We start from the raw sequence: 22,317 nt of genomic DNA, 5'->3' as shown, positions 1-22,317 counted from the left end.
CTCCGGTGCGATCGGTTTCTCTCCGGTGCGATTGCGCGCGCCGGGAGCGATTCGTTATTGCGGGAGCCTGACAATTCAGGTTACAAAAAGCAACCATGAAGTTTGAAAAAGAAACTGGGTCACGCAAAAGGCAGCAGTCGCCGGACGATGGTCAGGCGACGCCTCATGGTCGCTGGTATCGCGACGCCTGCGGAGCGGCGTTCGCGATGGAACTCGTCGGCGAGCGTTGGACCTTGCCGATCATCCGGGAAATGATGCTCGGTCCGCGCCGCTTCAACGGTCTGCGCGGCGCGCTGCCCGGCCTCAGCGCCAAAGTGCTGACCGAGCGGCTGGCCAGCCTGGAGGGGACCGGGATCGTGCGCCGCGTGGCACTACCGCCGCCGGCCTCGGTCCAGGTCTATGCACTGACGGAGTGGGGGCTGGCGCTGGAGCCGGTGATGCAGGAGCTTGGTCGCTGGGCGGTGCGATCGCCGGGCCATGATCCCATGCTGCCGCTGACGCCCGTGGCGTTCATGCTTTCGCTGCGGACGATGCTGGTGCCCGAGCGGATCGGCGACCTGGAACTGCGGGTGCTGTTCGATGTGGGGGCGGCGCGCTTCGTGGGGACGCTCGGGCAGGGCGAACTCCGGATCGCGCCCGCCGGAGAAGACGTGCCTCCGCCAGACCTGCGCTTTTCGGCGGAGACGGCTACCGATTACCTGCCGGTGTTCTACGGCAAGCGTTCCGTGAAGGAGGCGGGCGGGAGGCTCGCAATCTCAGGAAACGAGACCCTCGCCAAGAGGTTTGTCGATCTGTTCGCCTTGCCGGGGAAGCTTGGTTGAGGAGTGGTCACAAGCTCGCAGGGGCGTTGACGTATCTTTCGTGCTGGAGCGTGGGATGACAGCTTTGGGTGGGAAGGAGACTGGCAGCTAAGGGTAAACGGAATGAATGGAGCTGCCATTGTTAACGGGTGCTACGGTGACGCCGTTGGAACAAGGGCGAAGCCAAATGAAACTCGTCGAACGCGAAGCGGTGCGTGCAATCCTACTCAATAACGACAATCAGGTTTTGCTAATCAAAGTTAGAAGCCCTGAGGGTGATGTTTTCTGGGTCGCTCCGGGTGGGGGTGTTGAAACAGGTGAAACCGCAGAGAGGGCGCTGAAACGTGAGTTGGATGAGGAGTTAGGAACACGCACATGGGACGTAGGGCCTCTCGTCTGGCTCAGGCATCATACTTTTTCTTGGAAGGATAGGCGGCTGTCTCAGTATGAGCGGTACTATATTGTTTCTACAGATAGGTTCGAAGCTGCGATGCTTGACGATGGGGAAGCGGCGCACGTTACCGAATTACGATGGTGGAACATAAAAGACCTTGCCTCTGCAGCCGAACGTATCACCCCATTGTCCCTTAGTGAAATCGTTCACCAATTCCTTGCGAATGGCGCGCCCTACCCGCTTCCCCCTGTGGAAGTTTTGATAGACTGATTCTTTCGCGGAGCGCACAGGCCCCTGACGCACAACGTTCTGCTTGCTTGTGGTTTCCGATGGTTCATCAAATCCGATTGACGTGAAGCGGCGGCTCTCGGGCAGGGCAAAATACACCGGCAATGGAAAGGAGGGGGCGCGTGCAGACCGCCAGCTTTCCTCCCCCCACATCCCCATAAACCGCAAAGCCTGTTGCGGTGCAGCGCCCGCTTGTCTACGCGGGTGCAACGATGACTGAGACCGAGACCATGAAAGCCGAGAATCGTGACGCCACCGTGCTGGCTGCTCCCGACATCGAACTCGACGTGCGCGAGACCTTTGGAATCGATATCGACTGGAAGGTGCCCGCCTTCTCCGTCGCCGACGAGCGCGTGCCCGATCTTGACGAGACTTATGTTTTCGATCCGGACACCACCCTCGCGATCCTGGCGGGCTTTGCCTATAACCGCCGCGTCATGGTGCAGGGCTATCACGGCACCGGCAAGTCGACGCACATCGAGCAGGTCGCGGCGCGTCTCAAGTGGCCGTGCATCCGCATCAATCTCGACGCGCATATCAGCCGTATCGACCTGATCGGCCGCGACGCCATCGTCCTGCGCGACGGGCTTCAGGTCACCGAATTCCGCGAAGGCCTGCTGCCCTGGGCGCTCCAGCACCCGGTGGCGCTGGTCTTCGACGAATATGACGCGGGCCGCCCGGACGTGATGTTCGTGATCCAGCGCATCCTCGAAACCGAGGGCAAGCTGACCCTGCTCGACCAGAACCGCGTGATCCGCCCGGACCGCAACTTCCGCCTCTTCGCCACCGCGAATACGGTGGGCCTTGGCGACACCTCGGGCCTCTATCACGGCACCCAGCAGATCAACCAGGGCCAGATGGACCGCTGGAACCTGGTGGTCGGCCTCAATTACCTGCCCGAGCCGGTCGAGACCGAAATCGTATCGAAGAAGGTGCCGCAGGTGGACGCCAAGACCATATCGAACATGGTCAAGGTGGCGGACTTCACCCGCCAGGGCTTCATGAACGGCGACATCTCGACGGTGATGAGCCCGCGTACTGTCATCACCTGGGCGCAGAATTCGGGAATCTTCAAGGACGTGGGCTTCGCCTTCCGCCTTTCGTTCCTCAACAAGTGCGACGAGACCGAGCGGGTGATGGTGGCCGAATACTACCAGCGCGTCTTCGGCAACGACCTGCCGGAAAGCGTCGTCGGCAAGGTCTGAGGCCCGGGCATACGACGTGGCAAAAAGGGAGGCTGCGGTCTCCCTTTTTCGTTTCGGCGGCCTATCGAGCCTCGGACATCAAACCTCCGGGTAGATGGCCTTCACGAAATAGAGCCCATCCGGCGGCGAATTCAGCCCCAGCGCCTGCCGGTTTCGGGCCTCCAGCGCCTCGGCAACCTGCCGCTCCGGCCAGCGCCCCATGCCGACCAGCGCAAGGCATCCCACCATCGAGCGGACCTGATGGTGCAGGAAGCTGCGCGCCTCGGCCTCGATCAGCACTATCTCGCCTTCGCGCCGCACATCCAGCCGATCGAGCGTCTTCAGTGGGCTTTGCGACTGGCAGTGCGTAGAGCGGAACGTGGTGAAGTCGTGCAGTCCCACCAGCATCTGCGCCGCACGGTGCATGGCGGTTTCGTCCAGCGGCTTGGCGACCTGCCAGGCCTTTCCACGTTCCAGAGTAAGCGGCGCACGGCGGTTGGCGATGCGGTAGACGTAGGCGCGGCCCACGCAAGCGAAACGCGCATGCCAATCGTCCGGCACGACCTCGCAGGCGACGACGGCAATGGGATGAGGCCGCAGCCGGGCGTTCATGCCCTCCATGAACTGGAACGGCGTGAACGGCTTGTCGATGTCGATATGGGCCTTCATGCCCAGCGCATGAACCCCCGCGTCGGTCCGGCCGGCGGCATGCATGCTGGTGGTCTCGCCGGTCAGGGCAAAGGCCGCTTCCTCGACGCTCTGCTGCACCGAGGGACCATGGGCCTGGCGCTGGAGGCCCATGTAGGGGGCGCCGTCGAATTCGAGAGTCAGGGCAAAGCGGGTCATCGCGCCGCCGATACAGGACTGCGCGGCCGCTGCAAACGGCTTGGCGCAAGGCGGGAAGGGGCGCATCCTCTTTTCGGACGGACAGCAGACAGATGGGGAGAGCGGCGGATGGCCGAGGAAGCACCGCGTTTCGAGATTTTCCGGGGTTGCGACGCGCCTTCGCTGGACGAATGCGGCTGCATGACGCTGGCGGGCGAAGCGCCGAACATGATCGCAGCGCTTCCGCTGTTCGCCGGGGCCGGTCCGGAGACGGGCGAACGGGTGGACGTGCCCTATCGCAGGCCGGGGATGAGCCTCGCGCGGCTCATGCTCAAGAGCGGGTTCACGCTGCCGCTCCATAGCCACGACTGCGACTGCCTTTATTACATCGTGGCCGGAAGCGTGGAACTGGGCACCGAGACACTGTCCGCAGGGGACGGGTTCTTCGTTGGTAGCGCGGTGCCCTATGCCTATGTCGCGGGCCCTGAAGGCGCGGAAGTCCTGGAATTTCGCGCGACGGACGCCTTCGATATCCGTGTGCGCGACAAATCGCCCGAAGGCTGGGCGAAAGCCGCCGAGCGGGTTCGTGAAGCGCAGGGCCGATGGGCGAACGAGGCACCCCCGGTTCGCCAGCGTCCCGTGCGCGGATCGCCCGAACGGACCTGACGCTCAGCTCAGGCGAGTACCGGCGGGAATCGGCCGTCCACGCAGCAAGTCGGCGCTGTCCATGGCCGGCTTGCCTGCGCGCTGGATACGGGTCACCCGGATAGCGCCTTTGCCGCAGGCGATCGTGAGCGAATCGTCGAGCGTGACGCCGGGCTCGCCCGAGGCGTCGACCGGATCGGCCGCCAATACCTTGTAGCGCTCCCCTTCCAGTTCGAAGAAGGCACCCGGCGCAGGCATGAAGGCCCGTATCTGCCGTTCCACCTGCTCGGCCGCCTGCGCGAAGTCGATCCGAGCCTCGGCCTTTTCGATCTTCTTCGCGTAAGTGACGCCCTGTTCCGGCTGGGTGACCGCGCGATGAACGGCCAGATCGCGCAGGGTGCCGACCATGAGCTGGGCGCCTTTATCGGCCAGCTCCGCAGTGAGTTCGCCTGCGGTCTTGCGGTCGATCGTGGTGCGCAGCGTGGCGAGCATCGGGCCGGTGTCGAGCCCCGCTTCCATCTGCATGATCGTCACGCCGGTGGTCGGATCCCCGGCCAGGATCGCGCGCTGGATCGGTGCGGCGCCGCGCCAGCGCGGCAGGATCGAGGCGTGGATGTTGAGGCAGCCGAGGCGCGGCGCATCGAGCACCGCCTGCGGCAGCAGCAGGCCGTAAGCCGCCACTACGGCGATGTCCGCGTCCAGTGCGGCGAACGCGGTTTGCTCGTCCGCGCCCTTGAGCGAGACGGGATGGCGCACCTCGATCCCGCGTGCCTCCGCTTCCTTGTGGACGGGCGAGGGCGTCAGTTCCTTGCCGCGACGGCCGCCGGGGCGAGGGGGCTGGCTATAGGCGGCCACGACTTCGTGTCCGGCTTCGACCAGTGCGACGAGCGCGGGCACCGCAAAATCCGGCGTTCCCATGAAGACGATGCGCATGGTGTGGGGAATTCTCCGAAACACTTCCTCTAAGGCTGCGAAGGCCCTATCTCCGGCGCCATGGCATCGCAAGAGATCGAGACGCTTACTGCCGCACTGTCGCGGCTTCCCGGCCTCGGCCCCCGTTCCGCCCGCCGCGCGGTACTTTGGCTGATCAAGCGTCGAGAGACGTCGCTGGTGCAATTGGTGGATGCATTGGCGGCCGTGAAGGAAGCGCTCGTCGAGTGCCAGACCTGCGGCAACATCGACACCACCAACCCTTGCGGCATCTGTGCCGATCCGCGCCGCGACCGGACCTCACTTTGCGTGGTGGAGGAAGTGGCGGATCTCTGGGCCCTGGACCGTGCGCACCTGTTCACCGGGCGGTACCACGTACTCGGCGGCAGACTGTCCGCGCTCGACGGGGTGCGGCCGGAAGATTTGACGATCGACCGCCTTCTCGGCCGCGTCGGCGAGGGCGGTATCGACGAAGTCGTGCTGGCCATGAACGCCACGCTCGAAGGGCAGACGACCGCGCACTATATTGCTGAGCGTCTTGAAGGGCTTCCGGTACGGATCACGCAGCTTGCCCACGGCCTTCCGGTAGGTGGAGAACTGGACTATCTGGACGAGGGCACCCTGGCTCAGGCGATCCGGGCGCGCCGTCCCGTGTTGTAGGCGATTACTGTCATCTAACCGTCCATCTTGCGGGAATCGGCCATTGCGCTTATCTGCGAGCCATGGCTATCCGTGAAATCCTCGAAGTTCCCGATCCGCGTCTCAAGCAGGTTTCGGTCCCCGTCGAAAAGTTCGACGACGAGTTGAAGACGCTCGTCGAGGACATGTTCGAGACCATGTACGATGCGCCCGGCATCGGCCTTGCCGCCATTCAGGTGGGCGTGCCGCTGCGCGTGCTGGTGATCGATCTCCAGCCGGACGACGAGGATGCCGAGCCGGAAGTGTGCACCGCCCACGGCGGCCACCATCACACCCACCAGCCGACCAGGAACGAGCCCCGGATCTTCATCAACCCGGAGATTCTCGATCCTTCGGAAGATCATACCGTCTACCAGGAAGGCTGCCTTTCGGTTCCGGAGATCTACGCGGACGTCGAACGCCCCTCGCGAATCCGCGCCCGCTGGCAGGATCTCGACGGCACGGTGCACGAGGAAGACATGGACGGCCTGATGGCCACGTGTCTCCAGCATGAAATGGACCACCTCGAAGGCATTCTCTTCATCGACCACCTGTCGCGTCTCAAGCGGCAGATGGCGCTCAAGAAGCTGGACAAGCTGCGCAAGGCAGCTTGATCCACTTCGGTGGAAAAGCATCGATAGGGGCTGGCGTTCTCTAAACGTTCCGGATAGGCTTCCGGGATGGAAATCGCTGTATTCGCTATCCTCGCGCTCGTTGTCGGTCTTGGAGCCGGCTGGTTCTTCGGTTCCCGGCCGGTCGCCGAATGGCGGTCAAGGTACGAAGCGCGCGACCGGGAAGCGCGCGATCTGGACGAGCGCTTCCGGGCGGCCATCCGCGATCTTGCGAGCGCTACGGAGCGCGCTACCCGTGCCGACGATCTGGGCGATGCTCTGGAACGCGCCCGTGTCGATCATGGCCTGGCGGTGGACGGGTTGCGCAAGGAGCACGGCGAGGCAGTCGAGCGGCTGCGATTCGAGCATATGCAGACGCTCGATCGCACGCGCGGCGAACTGACGCTGGTTCTCGAACGCACCCGTGCGGAGCATTCCGGTATCGTCGATACCTTGCGCCGCGAACAGCGCGAGCTGGCTTCGGAACTGGCGACGCTTCGAGAGAAGTCCGCCAATTTCGACGAGCAGAAGCGTTTGCTTCTCGAAGCGCAGGAAGCGCTGCGCAAGGAGTTCGAGAATGCGGGGGCCAAAGTTCTGGCCGGCGCTCAGGACGCCTTCCTGCGGCGCGCGGGTGCGCGGTTCGAGGAAAGCGAAAAGGCCAATGCCGAGCGTATCGCCACGTTGCTTGCGCCGGTGGGCGAGCGGCTGAAGTCCTACGAGCAGCAGGTGTCCGCGCTTGAGGCCAAGCGTGTCGATTCCTTCGGCCAGCTTACCGGCCTGATCCAGTCGATGCGCGAAGGGCAGGAAAAGGTGCGCGAAGAAGCGCAGCGGCTCGGTAATTCGCTACGCAATGCACCCAAGGCGCGCGGGCGCTGGGGAGAACAGCAGCTCCGCAACGTGCTGGAGCAATGCGGTCTGTCCGAACATACCGATTTCGTTACCGAGCACTCTATCGATACCGAGGAAGGGCGTCTTCGCCCTGACGCGATCGTCAACATTCCCGGTCAGAAGCGGCTGGTGATCGATGCCAAGGTTTCGCTCAACGCCTACCAGGAAGCTTTCGAAGCGCAGGATGAGGTCGCCCGCGACACCGCGCTGCGTCAGCATGTCGCCTCGATGCGCAATCACGTGCAGACTCTGGGCGCCAAGAGCTATCAGAGCCAGTTCGAGGATGCGCCGGACTATGTCGTCATGTTCGTGCCGGGCGAGCATTTCGTGGCTGCGGCACTGGAGCAGGATCCGGAGCTCTGGGATTTCGCATTCCGAAACAAGGTCTTGCTGGCTACTCCGACCAATCTCGTCGCGATCGCACGCACCGTGGCGCAAGTCTGGCGACAGGATGGCCTTGCTCGCGAGGCGCGCGAAATCGGCCGGATGGGCGGCGAACTTTACGACCGTCTGGCAACTGCGAGCGAACATCTGAAGCGGGTAGGCAACGGCCTCGAATCGGCGGTCAACAATTACAACAAGTTCGTCGGCAGCTTCGAGCGCAACGTGCTCAGTTCCGGTCGCCGCCTGCGCGACAAGCATATCGAGATCGGAAAGCGCGAGATCGAAGATGTGCCGCAGATCGACTCGACGCCGCGCTATGGTTCGGAAGCCATCGCGGAAGAAATCGAGGCGATCGCTGAAACCCCACCTTTGCAGGAGAATATCCTGCCAGAAATCGCGGAGTAAGGTTCAATTCCCGGCGGTGCGGGTGGGGCGCTCCATCGGCCCGCCTTCGCGCACGAGCTCGGCGGTGTGACCGCTCGATTGTAGGATCATGTGGTTACCTTCGATGGCGAAACGCGGGGTAGCCACAAGCAGCGCGTTGACGGCCTTCTCCTGATCCCAGGCCGGGATCGTGCAGGTCATCTCGGTAAGGGCGAGAGGCCCCGCGATCAGGCGCTCCTCATCGATTCGCCATGGACCATCCATGCGGTTGCAGCCGACCTGGACGCCCACCTTGCGGCCTTCGAACGTCAGGCTGGCATCATTGGAATCGGGCCTTTGGCCATCGATCAGGGCGAATCGCCAGGTCGTTCGGGCGAGGGGCGAATCTTCTCCTTCCACGGAGCAGGATGCCACGCAGAAGGCAGCGATAGGGGAGAGGAGGCAACATGAAAACAAAACGGCGCGCATGATCGCGCCATTCTACACATCCCAGATGATGCCCGGATGAACGTACCGCTCAGGTATCGCCCTCAAGATGCGCCAGAGCTTCATAGGCGAGCACGGCGCCGGCCACGGCGGCGTTCAGGCTGTCGGCCCGGCCGCGCATCGGGATGGTGACGCGCAGGTCGCAGGCTTCCTCGTAGGCTTGCGGCAAGCCTTGCGATTCGTTGCCCACCATCAGGAAACAAGGCGCGGCATAGGGCGCGAGCCGATAGTCGGTGGGGTCGCGCAGCGAGGCGGCCACGAGTTGCCCGTCGCCCGCCCGTAGCCAGTCATGAAACTCGTCCCAACGGGCTATGGCGATTTTCTGCGTGAAGATCGCGCCCATGCTGGCGCGAACGGCTTCCACGGAAAAAGGATCGGCGCAGTCGTCGAGGAGGATCAGCCCACCCGCTCCAACCGCGTCGCCGGTGCGGAGCATGGTGCCGAGGTTGCCGGGGTCGCGGAGTGCCTGCGCCACCAGCCAGATCGGCGCCGCGGCCCGGTCGAGGTTGGCGATCCGCGTGTCGAACTCGGCAAAGACACCGGCGACGGCCTGCGGGTTCTCCTTGCCGGTCACCTTGGCAAGAATCTCCACGTCCATCTCGACGATCTCGCCCCCTGCGGCGGCAACGGCTTCTTCAAGCGCGTCGAGCAGGGGGTGCGGATCGCGGCCGATGGCCATGACGAGCATTTCGGGCACGATGCCACATTCACGCGCGTCGGTGAGCAGGCGCAGGCCCTCGGCCAGGAAGCGCTGCTCCCGCTTGCGATGCTTCTTCTCGCGCAGGGAGCGCAGGAATTTCACCAGAGGGTTCGAGAAACCGGTAATGGTGCGGCGAAAAACCGCGCGGTCGGCAGGCGTCATTCTTCGCCGAAACCGTCGCGCACCAGCGTGGCCAGGACTGCAAGAGCATCCTGCGCGCCGTCGCCCTTGCAGGCGATCTCGATGCTGTCGCCCTTGGCGGCGCCCAGCATCATCAGGCCGAGGATGGAATTGCCGGCCGCTTCGGTGCCGTCTTTCCCGACCGTGACGAATACCGATTCCGGCAGTTCGGCGACGTGGTTGACGAACTTGGCACTGGCGCGGGCGTGCAAGCCGCGCTTGTTGACGATGAGAACCGTCTCGCGGAAATCGCTCATGCGGCGTCTTGCCCCAGGTATTCGCTGGCGATCGTGATATAATTGCGGCCGGCATCGCGCGCGGCGGCGGCGGCATCGCGCACCGACATGCAGGCGCGGGCCTTGGCCAGACGAATCAGCATGGGCAGGTTGATACCGGCGATCACTTCCACCTTGCCGGCCTGCATCAGCGAGATGGCGAGGTTGGAAGGCGTACCGCCGAACAGGTCGGTGAGAATGATGACGCCTTCGCCGCTGTCGACGGCCGTGATGGCTTGGGCGATCTCGCTGCGACGACGTTCCATGTCGTCGTTGGGACCGATGCAGACGGTAGCCACCGCCGACTGGTCTCCGACGACGTGTTCCATCGCGTGTACGAATTCCTCGGCAAGATTGCCGTGAGTGACCAGGATCATGCCGATCATGCTGGGATTAGGCTCCGAATTTCCTGCGAATGCGACCGGGTTATATAATCTTCTTTCACGCTACCGGACCCCTTCGAGAATTTCCCCCCTCGAGAAGATCAGCAGCCCGCGAGCCCAGGTTGCGATGCAACAATGTGGGCGAAAAACCTGCTTCGCGCAAGGCCGCAGCCATCTGCTCGGCCGTAAAAACGGAGCGGTGTCGCCCTCCGGTACACCCGAAGGCGATATGTACATAGGCCTTGCCCTGGGCGCGATAACGCGGAAGCAGTAGCAGCAGAAGGTCGCGAATCCGCGCAAAAGCTTCATCGAACGCGGGATCGGTGCGGATGTAATCGCCTACCGGAGCGTCCTGTCCGGTCATTGGTCGCAGTTCGGAATCCCAATGTGGGTTGTTTACGAAACGCATGTCGAAAACGAAGTCGGCCAGTGGGGGCATCCCGCGTGAAAAGCCGAAGCTGGAGATCGTGATGGTGAGGTCTTCCGGCTCGTCCGTGGCGAAGCGTTCGCGAATCGCACGTTGCAGGTCGTTAGACGTGAATTCGGTTGTTTCGACGAGAATGTCCGCCCAGCGCCGAAGGGGCGCCAAAAGCTCACGCTCGGCGCGGATGCCGCTGTCGACCGGGCCGTCGGCAGCGAGGACATGGCGCCGGCGGGTCTCGTTGAAGCGGCGTTCGAGTTCCTTGCTCGAACAGTCGAGGAACAGCGTGGTGACCTCGAGATCCTGCCGCTCGCCCAGGGCCTTCACCTGGGCGATGACCCGCTCCGGATTGAAGCCGCGCGTGCGGCAATCGAAACCGATCGCCAGCGGCGAGGGATCGTCCGAAGGCTTGCCCTCGATCATGCGTTCCAGCAGGCGCACCGGGAAATTGTCGATGATTTCCCAGCCGAGATCCTCCAGCACGCGCAGCACCGTGGTCTTGCCGGCACCCAGCATGCCGGTGACCAGCAGTACTTTTTGGCGATGGGCTCGTTCTACAGCTTCGGAAGCCGTCTCGGGGGGAAGATCGTCCTGCATCGGGGGGTGTTTGCGCCCGGCTGCCGCGAAAGAAAAGAGGCGATCCTACAGGTTTGTCACTAGGTGAGGCCATAATGCAACAAGGCCAGCTCCACCTTCAGCACCAGCGGTCCGGCGTGAGGCCAGAGGCGCAAGGCGGGAAGCGAAACACCGCCGATGACGAGGCTGTCCGCCGCTTCGATGAACCTTGGCGCCCCGTCATCGAGCGTGACGACAAGCGCCACTTGAGCTTCCTCTCGGCAGGGGAAGGGCAATATGCCCAGATTGCGCACTTCCAACAGGCCCCGCGTGTTCGGATGGGGCTGGGCGTGGAGGCGCCCGTGGCAGTTCCGAAGGAGTACGCCGTCATCCCCGATGAGTTGCGCGCCGCGATCGATCAGCGCCAGCGCAAGGCTGGATTTGCCCATGCCGGAAGCGCCCTCGATCAGCACGGCCCGGTCCTTGATCGCCACGCAAGTCGATTGCCGGGTGAAAGCATCCGCCATCGTCATTCACCCAGCCAAGCGGGGAGCGAGATCAGCAGGCGCGCGCCCTGCTTGCCGTCGGTCCGATCGGTGGCCCGCAGCTTTCCATAGTGGGCTTCCACGATGGTGCGAGCGATCGCGAGGCCGAGGCCGGAGTGCTTTCCGAATTCTTCGCTGGCGGGGCGGAGGGAATGGAATCGCTCGAAGATCTTTTCCCGTGCCCCTTCCGGGATGCCAGGCCCGTGGTCGGAGACGGAGAGCGTGATGCGGCCTTCATTGCGGCCGACCGCGACTTCGATCGGGGTGCCTTCCGGCGAGAACGAAATTGCATTGTCCAGCAGGTTCTGGAGCACGCGCTCCAGGCGGGGGGCGTCGCCTGCGACGAGGAGCGGGCCGTCGGCCTCGCGATTTACCTGGATAGGACAGGCGCCGTTGACGCCCCGCTGCTCGCGCTCGGCCACGAGCGCGCGGACGAGGCGGAGCATGTCGACGGGTTCGAATGTCGTTCGGCTTAGCTCTCCGTCGATGCGGCTGGCGTCGGCGATCTCGGTCACCAGGAAGTCGATTCTCCGCACGTCGTCCTTCGCGATGCCGAGAAGCTGGCGGCGCAGCGCCGGGTCGTCGACACGGTCGAGATTTTCGAGTGCGCTGCGCAGGCTGGTGAGGGGGTTCTTCAACTCATGCGCGACATCGGCGGCGAAGCTTTCCACGGCGTCGATACGCTGTCGCAAGGCGCCGCTCATGTCGGAGATGGCGCGTGCCAGCAGGCCGATCTCGTCGCGCCGGTCGGGCAGGCGCGGAACCACGACGCTGCGATCCCGCCCCAGGCGCACGCGCACGGCGGAGCGCACCAGTTTCCGCAGCGGTTCGACGATGGTGCGGGCCAGAAACAGCGAGAGCAGGATAGACACCGTAAGCGCCGCGCCAACGATGATCGCGAGCGTCTGCCGCGCCATGCGTACGTTTTCGGTGATGTCGCGGGCGTTGCGCGTGACGAGGAGCGCTTCGCCGCCCTTTCCGACCGGGGTCGCCGCGATGATCACGGGCGTGCGGTCCGGCGCGGCCTTGTGGCTCACTTCCGTGCGCCCGCTGGCCAGGGTTGCGGCCACTTCCGGCCAGGCCGATGCGCCGGCACCTGGTGCGTCGTGATAATCGGCCACCGGCGGCGAGCCGAGCACCCAGTCCATGCCCTTGTCGAGCGCGCGGGCGGCATCTTGAAACCAAGGTTCGCTGGCGGGATCGACAAGGGTGTAGGAGGGCTTGGCAAGGGCGAAACTGTCCGCCACGAGCGCGCCCTTGCCATCGAAGAGACGCAGGCGCAGCGCCTGGCCCGATCCGATCCGCGCGATCAGGTCGCGCCGGTGATCGAGATTCTCCTCGGCCAAGGCGATGGCCACTACCTCGGCTTCCGCGCGGGCGAGGCGGAAGCGTTCGTCCAGCAGCTCCCGGCGATAGGAATCGATATAGAACAGGCTGCCGGCGAGGAGGGCCAGCGCGATCACGTTCACGGCCAGGATGCGCGCCGTCAGCGAGACGCGCCAGGACAATCCCAGCCTGATCGGCAAGGATGCCTTGCGGCGCTTGCGCTTGCGTTGGGGCGCGTCACTTTTAGCCATCGGTGAAGGAATAGCCGGCGCCGTAGAGCGTATCGATGGCGGAGAATTCCGGATCGACCGCCCGGAACTTGCGGCGAAGGCGTTTTATATGGCTGTCGATCGTGCGGTCGTCGACGTAGACGTCCTCGCTATAGGCCGCGTCCATCAGCTGGTTGCGGCTTTTCACCACGCCGGGCCGCAGGGAGAGAGCTTCCAGGATCAGGAACTCGGTGACGGTCAGGGAAACCGGCTCGCCGTTCCATGTCACCTGATGGCGCGCCGGATCGAGGCTGAGCCGGCCACGCACGACCGGATCGGGCAGGTTCTCCTGGACGGTTTCCTCGGTGCTGGCCCTGGCCAGTTCGCTGCGACGAAGGATGGCGCGGATGCGGGCGACGAGCAGGCGTTGGCTGAACGGCTTGGTGATGTAGTCGTCCGCGCCCATGGCCAGGCCAAGCGCCTCGTCGGGCTCCTCGTCTTTCGAGGTCAGGAATATCACCGGCAGGCTGGATTGCTCCCGCAGGGCCTGGAGCAGGTGCAACCCGTCCATGCGAGGCATCTTGATGTCGAAGATGGCCAGGTCCGGTGGATTGTCCGTCAGGGCTTTCAGCGCGGTTTCGCCATCGGTGTAGAGGCGCGTGGCAAAGCCTTCGGCCTGGAGGCCGATCGATACCGTCGTGAGGATATTGCGATCGTCATCCACCAGCGCGATCGACTGCTGGCGAGGGCGCGCGGGCGCGATCTCGTCGGTGGAGGCGCTGCCCGGTGAGGAGCTTGGCAGGGCGACGGCTGGAGTGCCGGAACTGGAGGATGCCTTGGGTTCGACCATGGATTGCGCTGCGTTCCTTCCGTGCAATCGAGCGCTGTAGTTAGCGATGGCCCGCCGGCCCGTCCACGGGTTTGCGACTCGTCCCGAAATTGCACCGGAATGGTCCGGGTGCATTCGTCCTACCTCGCTCGCTCCATTTATTTTTGCAAAAAATTGACGGAAAAGGAGGCAGGCGAATAATCGCCAGCCGATTCTTGCGCAAAAATGTCGGGGCGTGCCCGGTTCCCGCCGGTCCCGCCTTCAATGGAGGAGATGACATTGGCCGCTACCCTTAAATATTCGCTTGCCAGCCAAGGCATAGAAACCAGGGCGAAGATCCTGGCCAACCTGGGCACCGCGCCGCTGGTCGAGCAGGCCATCAGAAATGGCGAAGGCGTACTCGCCGCCGAAGGTCCATTTGTCGTGGCCACCGGAAAGCACACCGGGCGCTCGGCGAAGGACAAGTTCATCGTCAAGGATGCCGAGACCGAGAATACGGTCTGGTGGGGCAAGACCAACGTGCCGATGACGCCCGAGCACTTCGCCGCGCTGAAAGAGGATTTCCTCGCCGCCCTGGCCGAGAAAGACCAGCTTTACGTTGCCGACCTGTTCGGCGGATCGCAGCCCGAACACCGCGTCAACGTGCGCGTCATCAACGAGTTCGCCTGGCACAACCTGTTCATCCGCACCCTGCTGGTCCGTCCCACCGAGACCGAGCTGGAGCGCTTCGAGCCGGAATATACCATCATCGATCTGCCCAGCTTCCGCGCCGACCCCGAACGTCACGGCTCGCGCACGGAAACGGTGATCGCGGTCAACTTCACCGAGAAGCTGATCCTGATCGGCGGCACGGCCTATGCGGGCGAGATGAAGAAGTCGGTGTTCGGCATCCTCAACTACCTGCTGCCCACGCGGGGCGTGATGCCGATGCACTGCTCGGCCAATATCGGCCCCGAAGGCGACACGGCCGTGTTCTTCGGCCTTTCCGGCACCGGCAAGACCACGCTTTCGGCCGATGCTTCGCGTACCCTGATCGGTGACGACGAGCATGGTTGGTCGGACACTGCCGTGTTCAACTTCGAAGGCGGTTGCTACGCCAAGATGATCCGCCTCTCGCCCGAGGCAGAACCGGAAATCTTCGCGACTACCAAGCGGTTCGGCACGGTGCTGGAAAACGTGGTAATCGACCCGGACACGCGCCAGATCGATCTCGACGACAATACGCTGGCCGAGAACAGCCGCGGTTCCTATCCGATCGACTTCATTCCCAACTGCTCGGAAAAGAACCTGGGCCCGGTGCCGAAGAACATCATCTTCCTCACCGCCGATGCCTACGGCGTGTTGCCACCGATCGCGCGGCTTACGCCCGATCAGGCGATGTATCACTTCCTCTCGGGCTATACCGCGCGTGTTGCCGGCACCGAAATCGGCGTGACCGAACCGGAAGCGACGTTCAGCACCTGCTTCGGTGCACCCTTCATGCCGCGTCACCCCTCGGTCTACGGTAACCTCCTCAAGGAGCGGATCGCCAAGGGCGGCGTGAAGTGCTGGCTGGTCAATACCGGCTGGTCGGGCGGCAAGGCCACGATGGAGGGCATCAAGCGCATGCCGATCAAGGCGACTCGCGCGCTGCTCAATGCCGCGCTCGACGGCAGCCTCAACGATGCGCGGTTCAAGGAAGATCCGAACTTCGGCTTCGAGGTTCCGGTGGCGGTGCCGGGCGTCGACGACAAGCTGCTCGATCCGCGTGGTGCCTGGGCCGATGGCGCGGAATATGACAGGACCGCGCAGACGCTGGTAAAGCAGTTCATCGACAACTTCGCGCAGTTCGAGGAACATGTGGACGAAGGCGTTCGCAAGGCAGCGCCGATAGCGGCTCCCGTCGCGGCCTGAACATGCCGCGTTGAAATAAACTCTGCCTGATTACAGGGAGGCTCCTTGGCCCAGGCCATGGAGCCCCTTGTTTTGTCATCAATACCGTGCATCTTCATGGTCCCCCTCTAGGAGAATGACCATGGGACTATTCGACGGTATCCTTGGACAAGTCAGCGATCATCCCGATGTTGCGAACCTCGCCACAAAGCTGGGGCTTGATACGGGCACGACCGAAAAGGCAATCGCGGCCCTGGGCCTGGCTCATCAGGAACCGGGCGATACCGCCGAGCTGGCGGCCGAAAAGACCGGCCTGGGGGTCGGCACCATTCAGCAGGTGATCGCAGCGATCGGCGGCGAAGGCTCGCTCTCGCAGTTCGCCAGCCTCGTGGGCAGCGACCCTTCGAAATTCACCGCGTTTCTCGACAAGGACGGCGACGGCAGCGTCATCGACGACCTGACCGACATGGCCAAGGGCTTCTTCGGCAAGAAGTGAGCGCGATTGCGAATGTAAGTGGATGATCGTCGTCCCGGACTTGATCCGGGACCGCTGGCAAAACTTGAGGCACAGCCTCGCAGAAGAGCGCCCTCACGAGAGTTGGGCGATGCTCGGCCAGCGGTCCCGGGTCGAAGCCCGGGACGACGTTTTCTTTCAACGCTTCAGCTCGGATCAACCCGGTTTGCGAGTGGCGATATAGCTGTCGATGTTCTTCGCCAGCACGTCTAGCGGGACGTTGCCGCCATCGACCACGGCCTGGTCGAAGTCCCGCAAGTCGTAGCGCGATCCGAGTGCCTGCTGGGCGCGGGTGCGCTGTCGGTTGATCTCGGAATGGCCCATTTTGTAGCCGCAGGCCTGACCCGGCCATGAGCAGTAGCGGTCCACTTCGTTGACCACTTCCTCGCGCTTGTTGCCGTTCTGCTCCATGAAGAAACGTACGGCCTGTTCGCGCGTCCAGCCCTTGGAGTGGAGGCCGGTGTCCACCACCATGCGGCAGGCGCGGAAGGCGATCGACTGGAGGTAGCCGAGCTGGCCCACCGGATCGTCGGCATAGGCGCCCAGTTCGTCGGCAAGCTGCTCGCCGTAGAGCGCCCAGCCTTCGGAATAGGCGTTGAAGGCCAGGATCGAGCGGATCAGCGGCAGGCGGTTGGCATATTCACCCTGCCAGACGTGGCCGGGGATCGCTTCGTGATGGACCAGTGTCGGCAGGTCGTACTTGCGGTGCAGGTCGGTGGTGCGCAAGTTGATCCACATCTTGCCCGGAACCGAGCCGTCGATCGAACCCGCGCCGCCATAAGCGGTAGGCGCGCCCGGTTCCTCGGCCAGCGGCAGGCGGCGCACTTCGACATTGCCCTTCACCGGATCGCGGAAAGCGCGCGGCATCTGGGCGCGGATCCAGTCGATCCGTTGGCGGATGAAGGCCATGATCTCGGCGCGGCCGGGATCGCCTTCGGAGAACATGAAGCGCTTGTCGGTGCCGAGCGCCGTCATGCGTTCGCCCACAGTGCCGGTGGTGTAGCCGAGCTTGCGCAGGATCGGATCCATGCGGGCGTGGAGCGCCGCCAGTTCTTCAAGTCCGCGTCGGTGGATGTCTTCGGCAGGGACCGGCGTTGTGGTGCTGGCGCGCAGGGCCCAGGCGTAGAATTCCGCGCCGTGCGGACGCTCGCGCATGCCGGGGTCGCTCTTGGCGAGGCCGCGCTGGCGCTGGAGTTCGGCCAGCTGGCGTTCGAGGGCGGGCACGATTTCGGCCGAAACGATGGCCTTTGCGCGGCCTTCCCAATTGCCGGGGATTGTTTTCGTGCGGTTCACCAGCGAGGTGACGAGGCCGCCGCCATTGTTGCGGGCATCCTCGATCGTGCTGGTCATCTGTGCGATGGCGCGGTCGAGCAGGAAATCGGGCGGGACGAGGCCTTGGTCGGTGGCCTTGCGGATGCGTTCCAGTTCGCCGTCGAGCTGCTTGTCGAACTGCGAGAGGCGCGAGACATAGGCTTCGGCGTCCTCGGCGGACTTCACCGGATGGTCGGCGTCGAGGAACTTGGGCGTGTCGAGATAGGCGCCGACGTTCTGGATCACGGCGTAAGGCGTGTTGCGCCAGCCGCCCACGGCAACGTCGCCGTAGGGCTGAGCAAAGCCGTCTAGCGAGGTCTTGTAGGCGCTGCGCACGACTGCAAGGCTGGTCTGCGTCGCATGGTCGAGGCCGGTCGTCGGGAATGCCTCGACGCGGGCGAGGTCTTCGCGCAGGGTCTGGGCCAGGGCCGCCTTCCCGGCGAAGGAGCGGTCTTCCGCCTTAGCGCGCAGCGCGGCATGGGCACCGACATCGATGCCGAGTCCGGTCGCGCCTTCGGGGTTGTGATCGAGCAGGCGCCAGGCGATCGAATCGAGCAGGGCAGCGGCGTTCTGCTGGTTCGAGGTGGCAGCGGCCCAGGCGACGCGGGGCAGCGCCATACCGGCGGTGCCTGCGGCGAGGAGTCGGAGCGTGGTGCGCCGCGAGAGCGATGCGGCGGTCGTGTCAGGGTTCTTCATGGCGGCGAAATCTGGCCGGGCCGACTGCGCCTGTCAAACCCGCTCGCGCGATGCGGAGGAGTGGGTTAGGGGATAAACCATGGATATTGCCCTCTCGCTGATGACCCTCACCATCGTGGCGCTCGTGCTGGGCGCGGTCGCGCTCTGGCGGCGAGGCGGCAATCGCAAACAGGCGGGGCTCATGCTGGTGCTGGCGGCGGTGCTCATTGCAAACGTCGCGATCTGGACATTGCCGAATTCGGAGGGCGAGTCTCTGGTGAAGGCTGCGGATACGGAAAAGGCGCCGGAGTAAGCTCGCGGCGCCTTTTGGTTCGTAACCAACCTTTATGCATCGTCGCCCTGAACTTGTTTCAGGGGTCCATTTCTCGGTCTGGACCGGAGGTGTCCGATTCCGCGCGGAAATGGCGAATTATCCCGATAGGCCTAAGATCCAGAACCACGATGGACCCTGAAACAAGTTCAGGGTGACGTGAACCGCAAGCGCCCGCTGGGCGGGCGCTAACTGTTCACTTCACTTGATCGGGCAGTCCGGCGCAAGACGCATGTCGAGGTAATTGTCGACCGAGCGCATCAGGTCATCCATTTCGTTCTCGAAGAAATGGTTCGCGCGCGGGATTTCGTCGTGGTGGATGGTGATGTGCTTCTGCGTGCGCAGCTTGTCGACCAGCTTCTGCGTGGCGACGGGGGTGGCGACGGTGTCGCCCGCGCCCTGGATCAGGATGCCCGAAGCGGGGCAGGGGGCCAGGAACGAGAAGTCGTACATGTTCGCCGGAGGCGCGACAGAGATGAAGCCGCGAATTTCGGGGCGGCGCATTAGCAGCTGCATGCCGATCAGCGCGCCGAACGAGTAGCCGGCGATCCAGGTGGTCGAGGCTTCGGGATGGATCGATTGCACCCAGTCGAGCGCCGCCGCCGCGTCGGACAGTTCGCCCACGCCGTTGTCGAAGCTGCCCTGGCTGCGGCCGACGCCCCGGAAATTGAAGCGCAGGGTTGCGAAGCCGCGGTTCACGAAGGTCTTGTAGAGATGCTGCGTGATGCGATCGTTCATCGTCCCGCCGGCCTGGGGGTGCGGGTGAAGGATCATCGCCACGGGCGCGCGCGGACGCGGCGCCGGCTGGAAGCGGCCTTCGAGGCGACCTTCGGGTCCGGGGAAAATGACTGCGGGCATAAGTTTCGCGAACCTGACCTGTTGAAACTCCCGCGAAAACGGCGGCGATTTTCTCGCCAGCCATCGCGGGAGTGGAAAAAGGGAAGATCGCTATATAGAAACCTTCGCTCCGAAAACAACTTTTCAAGCGATGTCAGCCCAACAGATCTATCTCGACCATGCGGCGACCACGCCGCTTCTGCCTCAGGCGCGCGAGGCGTGGCTGGAAGGTGCCGCGCATTGGGCGAACCCGTCCAGTCCGCACAAGCTGGGCCGAGCCGCTCGCGCTGCGCTGGAGGATGCGCGCGAGCGGGTGAAGAAAGCGCTCGGCTGGGATGGCGAGGTGATCTTCACATCCGGTGCGAGTGAAGCCCTGGCTATCGGTCTGGGGCGGGCGAAGGCGGCGCGCCGGGTGGTCTCGGCCGTTGAGCACGATGCGGTGTTCCGCGCCGCGCCCGATGCTCGGAAATTGTCCATGCGCGAGGGCGAGGTGGATATCGACGCCCTGAAGGATGCGCTGGCCTTGCCGCACAAGGCCGTCGTGGCGGTGCAGTCGGTCAATTCCGAGACTGGCACCGTTCTCCTGCCCCATGCTACTAATCTCCTGGTCGAAAGGGTTCGCGAGGCGGGTGGGCTGTTCCTGGCGGACTGTTCGCAGTCGGCGGGAAAGATGGCGCTGCCGGATGCCGACATGGTTGTCCTGTCGGCGCACAAGCTTGGCGGTCCGATCGGTATCGGTGCCTTGCTGGTGAAGGACTTCGCCATGATCGAGCCCAGCGGCGGGCAGGAGCGCGGATATCGGGCCGGGACCGAAAACTTGCCGGGCGCGCTCGGTCTTGCGGCCGCGCTGGAAGCCGGCGGCGGGGATAGCTGGGCCACCACGGCGGAGCAGCGCTTCGACTTCAGGAACACGCTCACCCGCCACGGCGAGGTTCTGCAGCCCGGCGTGCCGTGCTCGCATATCTTTGCACTCGCCGCGCCGCGCCTTGCGGCGACGGCCATGCTCATCCGCATGGATGCCGCAGGCTTTGCCATTTCGGCCGGAAGCGCCTGTTCATCGGGCACGCTGAAGCAGAGCCGGGTGCTCAAGGGTTTCGGCGTCGCGGAGGATCTCGCCCGTCGCACCGTGCGGGTCAGCATCGGCTGGAATACCACGCCGGACCATCTCGATGCCTTTGCCGAAGCCTGGGCGAAAGTGAACGCATGATCTACCTCGACTATCAGGCGACCACGCCGCTGGCGCCTGAGGCGCGTGACGCCATGCTGCCCTGGCTCGGCGGCCCGGAGGCCATGGGCTTCGCCAATCCACATAGTCCGCATCGGCCGGGCAGGGCTGCCGCCGCGATGGTCGAGGTGGCGCGAGAGCAGGTGGTTGCACTTCTGCCCAGGGGCGGGCGGGTGGTCTTTACCTCGGGAGCGACCGAGGCCATCAATCTGGCGCTGGCCGGAAGCCGAAGAAAACGGCTGGCCGTCTCCGCGATCGAGCATGCCGCCGTGCTCGATACCGCACGGGCGATCGATCCCGGTCTCGCCGTTCTGCCGGTGGACGGGGCCGGGCTGGTCGATCCGGAAACCGCGCTCCCGGCGGATGTCGGCCTTGTCGCGGTGATGCAGGTGAACAACGAGATCGGCACGATCCAGCCGGTCGAGGCTCTGGCCGAAAGGGCTCATGCCCTTGGAGCGCTGTTTCTCTGCGACGCCGTTCAGGGAGCGGGAAAGCTGCAAGCGCCCCGTGGCGCGGATCTGATCGCGCTTTCGGCGCACAAGCTCTACGGACCCAAGGGAATCGGCGCGCTCTGGGTCCGGGACGGGCTGGAACTGGCGCCGATGATCCTCGGTGGCGGGCAGGAGCAGGGGCTGCGCTCAGGGACGCTCAGCCCCGCGCTTTGTGCGGGGTTCGGGGCTGCTGCCAAGCTGGCGGCAGCTTGCATGGAAGAGGACGCAGCCAGGGTTGCGACCTTGTGGAGCGCGGCACGCGCGGTGCTTTCGCGCTGGCTGCTCAACGGTTCGCCGGACCATCGCTGGCGCGGAAACCTCAATGTGCGGCTGCCCGGGTTGGATGTAGGCCGTCTGATGTCGGATCTTCGCGATCTGGCCTTTTCCGCCGGTTCGGCATGCGCGAGCGGCTCGGGTCGGCCCAGTCACGTGCTCAAGGCGATCGGACTGTCCGATTCAGACGCCAAAGCCTCTATCCGTCTGGGATTCGGGCGATATAGTGACCTTGGGGAGCTGATGGATGCCTGCGAACGAATAGAAGCCGCAGCAGCGGCGCAGGGAGTCTGAGTTGCTGAACGTTAGGTTCTTGACCGCGGAAGGAAAACTCGTCCTGGCAGAGGCCGAGACGGGAGACGTGCTTCTGCGCGTGGCGCAAGGCGTCGGCATGCCGCTGGAAGGAACGTGCGAGGGCCAGATGGCCTGCTCGACCTGCCATGTCATCGTCTCGCCCGACTGGTTCGACAGGCTGGAACCCGCCTCGATGGACGAGGAAGACATGCTGGATCTGGCCGCCGGGGTGGCGCGGACCAGCCGCCTTTCGTGCCAGATTGAGCTGACCGATGCCCTGGACGGACTGGAAGTGCGGATCCCGGGCGTTTCGCGCGATATGCAGATCGGCTGAGGTTTCGTTGAAAAGGAAGATTGAGGGATAAGGTCGATGAAGAACGGCGTCGTCCCGGACTTGATCCGGGACCGCTGGCGGCCTTGAGGCGCATGCTCACGGAACGGCGCCCTGACTTGAGTTGGGCTGTTCCCGGCCAGCGGTCCCGGGTCGAGCCCGGGACGACGGGGGATCAGGCGGCTGCCGTCGCGTTTTGCACCGCTTCGATCACGGCCCGCGAAAACGCCGGAATGTCGTCGG

General features: G+C 64.3%; 25 protein-coding genes. 13 read left to right on the top strand and 12 right to left on the bottom strand.

The window, feature by feature from the left end; translation table 11 throughout:
- Positions 1-95 precede the first annotated feature (95 nt).
- The 3 genes from RT424_RS12045 (at position 96) to cobS (ending at position 2,687) form a co-directional block, all read left to right on the top strand.
- Positions 96-821 carry a helix-turn-helix domain-containing protein gene (locus RT424_RS12045; RefSeq protein ID WP_313438220.1) on the top strand — a complete coding sequence of 242 codons (726 nt, stop codon included), beginning with the start codon at positions 96-98 and terminating at the stop codon, positions 819-821.
- Positions 822-987: 166 nt separating this feature from the next.
- Complete coding sequence (locus RT424_RS12040; RefSeq protein ID WP_313438217.1) at positions 988-1,464, top strand: NUDIX domain-containing protein; 477 nt, start codon at positions 988-990, stop codon at positions 1,462-1,464.
- Positions 1,465-1,694: 230 nt separating this feature from the next.
- The gene (cobS, locus tag RT424_RS12035) at positions 1,695-2,687 is read left to right on the top strand and encodes a cobaltochelatase subunit CobS (RefSeq protein ID WP_313438214.1); all 993 of its coding nucleotides are present in this window, start codon (positions 1,695-1,697) and stop codon (positions 2,685-2,687) included.
- 78 nt (positions 2,688-2,765) lie between these two features.
- On the opposite strand, the gene truA is transcribed toward cobS, so the two are convergent.
- Positions 2,766-3,512 (bottom strand): tRNA pseudouridine(38-40) synthase TruA, encoded by a 747-nt coding sequence (gene truA, locus RT424_RS12030; protein ID WP_313438211.1) that lies wholly within the window; start codon positions 3,510-3,512, stop codon positions 2,766-2,768.
- Between the two features lie 108 nt (positions 3,513-3,620).
- Here truA and RT424_RS12025 point away from each other — a divergent pair, with 108 nt between their 5' ends.
- Entirely contained in the window at positions 3,621-4,157 is a 537-nt protein-coding gene (locus RT424_RS12025) for a hypothetical protein (protein WP_313438209.1), read from the top strand.
- 3 nt (positions 4,158-4,160) lie between these two features.
- Here the strand turns inward: RT424_RS12025 and fmt are convergent, their stop codons facing one another.
- Entirely contained in the window at positions 4,161-5,069 is a 909-nt protein-coding gene (gene fmt / locus RT424_RS12020; RefSeq protein WP_313438207.1) for a methionyl-tRNA formyltransferase, read from the bottom strand.
- Between the two features lie 60 nt (positions 5,070-5,129).
- Here fmt and recR point away from each other — a divergent pair, with 60 nt between their 5' ends.
- From recR to rmuC, 3 genes are all read left to right on the top strand, one after another.
- The gene (gene recR / locus RT424_RS12015; protein ID WP_313438204.1) at positions 5,130-5,726 is read left to right on the top strand and encodes a recombination mediator RecR; all 597 of its coding nucleotides are present in this window, start codon (positions 5,130-5,132) and stop codon (positions 5,724-5,726) included.
- Between the two features lie 62 nt (positions 5,727-5,788).
- Positions 5,789-6,358: a peptide deformylase gene (gene def, locus RT424_RS12010; protein WP_313438201.1), complete on the top strand. Its 570-nt coding sequence runs from the start codon at positions 5,789-5,791 to the stop codon at positions 6,356-6,358.
- A gap of 66 nt (positions 6,359-6,424) precedes the next feature.
- Positions 6,425-8,032, top strand: a complete 1,608-nt coding sequence (gene rmuC / locus RT424_RS12005; RefSeq protein ID WP_313438198.1) for a DNA recombination protein RmuC — start codon at positions 6,425-6,427, stop codon at positions 8,030-8,032.
- Positions 8,033-8,035: 3 nt separating this feature from the next.
- Here rmuC and RT424_RS12000 read toward each other — a convergent pair whose 3' ends face one another.
- The 8 genes from RT424_RS12000 to RT424_RS11965 form a co-directional block, all read right to left on the bottom strand.
- Positions 8,036-8,425 (bottom strand): META domain-containing protein, encoded by a 390-nt coding sequence (locus tag RT424_RS12000; protein WP_313438196.1) that lies wholly within the window; start codon positions 8,423-8,425, stop codon positions 8,036-8,038.
- A 103-nt stretch (positions 8,426-8,528) separates the two neighbouring features.
- The gene (locus tag RT424_RS11995) at positions 8,529-9,359 is read right to left on the bottom strand and encodes an RNA methyltransferase (RefSeq protein WP_313438193.1); all 831 of its coding nucleotides are present in this window, start codon (positions 9,357-9,359) and stop codon (positions 8,529-8,531) included.
- The gene (locus tag RT424_RS11990; RefSeq protein ID WP_313438190.1) at positions 9,356-9,634 is read right to left on the bottom strand and encodes an HPr family phosphocarrier protein; all 279 of its coding nucleotides are present in this window, start codon (positions 9,632-9,634) and stop codon (positions 9,356-9,358) included. Before RT424_RS11990 ends, RT424_RS11995 begins: the two co-directional genes overlap by 4 nt.
- Positions 9,631-10,038 (bottom strand): PTS sugar transporter subunit IIA, encoded by a 408-nt coding sequence (locus RT424_RS11985; RefSeq protein ID WP_313438187.1) that lies wholly within the window; start codon positions 10,036-10,038, stop codon positions 9,631-9,633. Before RT424_RS11985 ends, RT424_RS11990 begins: the two co-directional genes overlap by 4 nt.
- Positions 10,039-10,093: 55 nt before the next feature.
- The gene (rapZ, locus tag RT424_RS11980; protein WP_313438184.1) at positions 10,094-11,053 is read right to left on the bottom strand and encodes an RNase adapter RapZ; all 960 of its coding nucleotides are present in this window, start codon (positions 11,051-11,053) and stop codon (positions 10,094-10,096) included.
- A 59-nt stretch (positions 11,054-11,112) separates the two neighbouring features.
- Positions 11,113-11,538, bottom strand: coding sequence for an HPr kinase/phosphatase C-terminal domain-containing protein (locus RT424_RS11975; protein WP_313438181.1), 426 nt, complete (start codon positions 11,536-11,538; stop codon positions 11,113-11,115).
- Between the two features lie 2 nt (positions 11,539-11,540).
- On the bottom strand, positions 11,541-13,133 hold the full coding sequence (locus RT424_RS11970; RefSeq protein WP_313438179.1) for a stimulus-sensing domain-containing protein: 1,593 nt from the start codon (positions 13,131-13,133) through the stop codon (positions 11,541-11,543).
- A complete protein-coding gene (locus RT424_RS11965; protein WP_313438176.1) occupies positions 13,126-13,941 on the bottom strand; it encodes a response regulator transcription factor in 816 nt (271 codons plus the stop codon). The genes RT424_RS11970 and RT424_RS11965 overlap by 8 nt, the downstream gene beginning before the upstream one ends.
- A 258-nt stretch (positions 13,942-14,199) precedes the next feature.
- Between RT424_RS11965 and RT424_RS11960 the strand changes: the two genes are divergently transcribed.
- Together RT424_RS11960 and RT424_RS11955 are read left to right on the top strand one after the other, a co-directional pair.
- Positions 14,200-15,813, top strand: coding sequence for a phosphoenolpyruvate carboxykinase (locus RT424_RS11960; protein WP_313438175.1), 1,614 nt, complete (start codon positions 14,200-14,202; stop codon positions 15,811-15,813).
- A gap of 121 nt (positions 15,814-15,934) precedes the next feature.
- Positions 15,935-16,288 (top strand): hypothetical protein, encoded by a 354-nt coding sequence (locus tag RT424_RS11955; RefSeq protein WP_313438172.1) that lies wholly within the window; start codon positions 15,935-15,937, stop codon positions 16,286-16,288.
- Positions 16,289-16,462: 174 nt separating this feature from the next.
- On the opposite strand, the gene RT424_RS11950 is transcribed toward RT424_RS11955, so the two are convergent.
- The gene (locus RT424_RS11950; protein ID WP_313438169.1) at positions 16,463-18,313 is read right to left on the bottom strand and encodes a DUF885 domain-containing protein; all 1,851 of its coding nucleotides are present in this window, start codon (positions 18,311-18,313) and stop codon (positions 16,463-16,465) included.
- Between the two features lie 79 nt (positions 18,314-18,392).
- Here RT424_RS11950 and RT424_RS11945 point away from each other — a divergent pair, with 79 nt between their 5' ends.
- Entirely contained in the window at positions 18,393-18,605 is a 213-nt protein-coding gene (locus RT424_RS11945; RefSeq protein ID WP_313438167.1) for a hypothetical protein, read from the top strand.
- A gap of 219 nt (positions 18,606-18,824) precedes the next feature.
- Here the strand turns inward: RT424_RS11945 and RT424_RS11940 are convergent, their stop codons facing one another.
- Positions 18,825-19,481, bottom strand: coding sequence for an alpha/beta hydrolase (locus tag RT424_RS11940; protein ID WP_021234532.1), 657 nt, complete (start codon positions 19,479-19,481; stop codon positions 18,825-18,827).
- Between the two features lie 130 nt (positions 19,482-19,611).
- Between RT424_RS11940 and RT424_RS11935 the strand changes: the two genes are divergently transcribed.
- From RT424_RS11935 to RT424_RS11925, 3 genes are read left to right on the top strand one after another with little or no spacing between them, the layout of a single operon-like run.
- Complete coding sequence (locus RT424_RS11935) at positions 19,612-20,667, top strand: aminotransferase class V-fold PLP-dependent enzyme (RefSeq protein WP_313438162.1); 1,056 nt, start codon at positions 19,612-19,614, stop codon at positions 20,665-20,667.
- Positions 20,664-21,743, top strand: coding sequence for a cysteine desulfurase family protein (locus RT424_RS11930; protein WP_313438159.1), 1,080 nt, complete (start codon positions 20,664-20,666; stop codon positions 21,741-21,743). The genes RT424_RS11935 and RT424_RS11930 overlap by 4 nt, the downstream gene beginning before the upstream one ends.
- A 1-nt stretch (position 21,744) precedes the next feature.
- Entirely contained in the window at positions 21,745-22,077 is a 333-nt protein-coding gene (locus RT424_RS11925) for a 2Fe-2S iron-sulfur cluster-binding protein (RefSeq protein ID WP_313438156.1), read from the top strand.
- Positions 22,078-22,317 lie beyond the last annotated feature (240 nt).

The sequence above is a fragment of the Novosphingobium sp. genome, assembly GCF_032093395.1.
Lineage (GTDB): Bacteria > Pseudomonadota > Alphaproteobacteria > Sphingomonadales > Sphingomonadaceae > Novosphingobium.
Note: the sequence above shows the minus strand (reverse complement) of the source record. Positions and strands in the feature narration are given on the sequence as shown.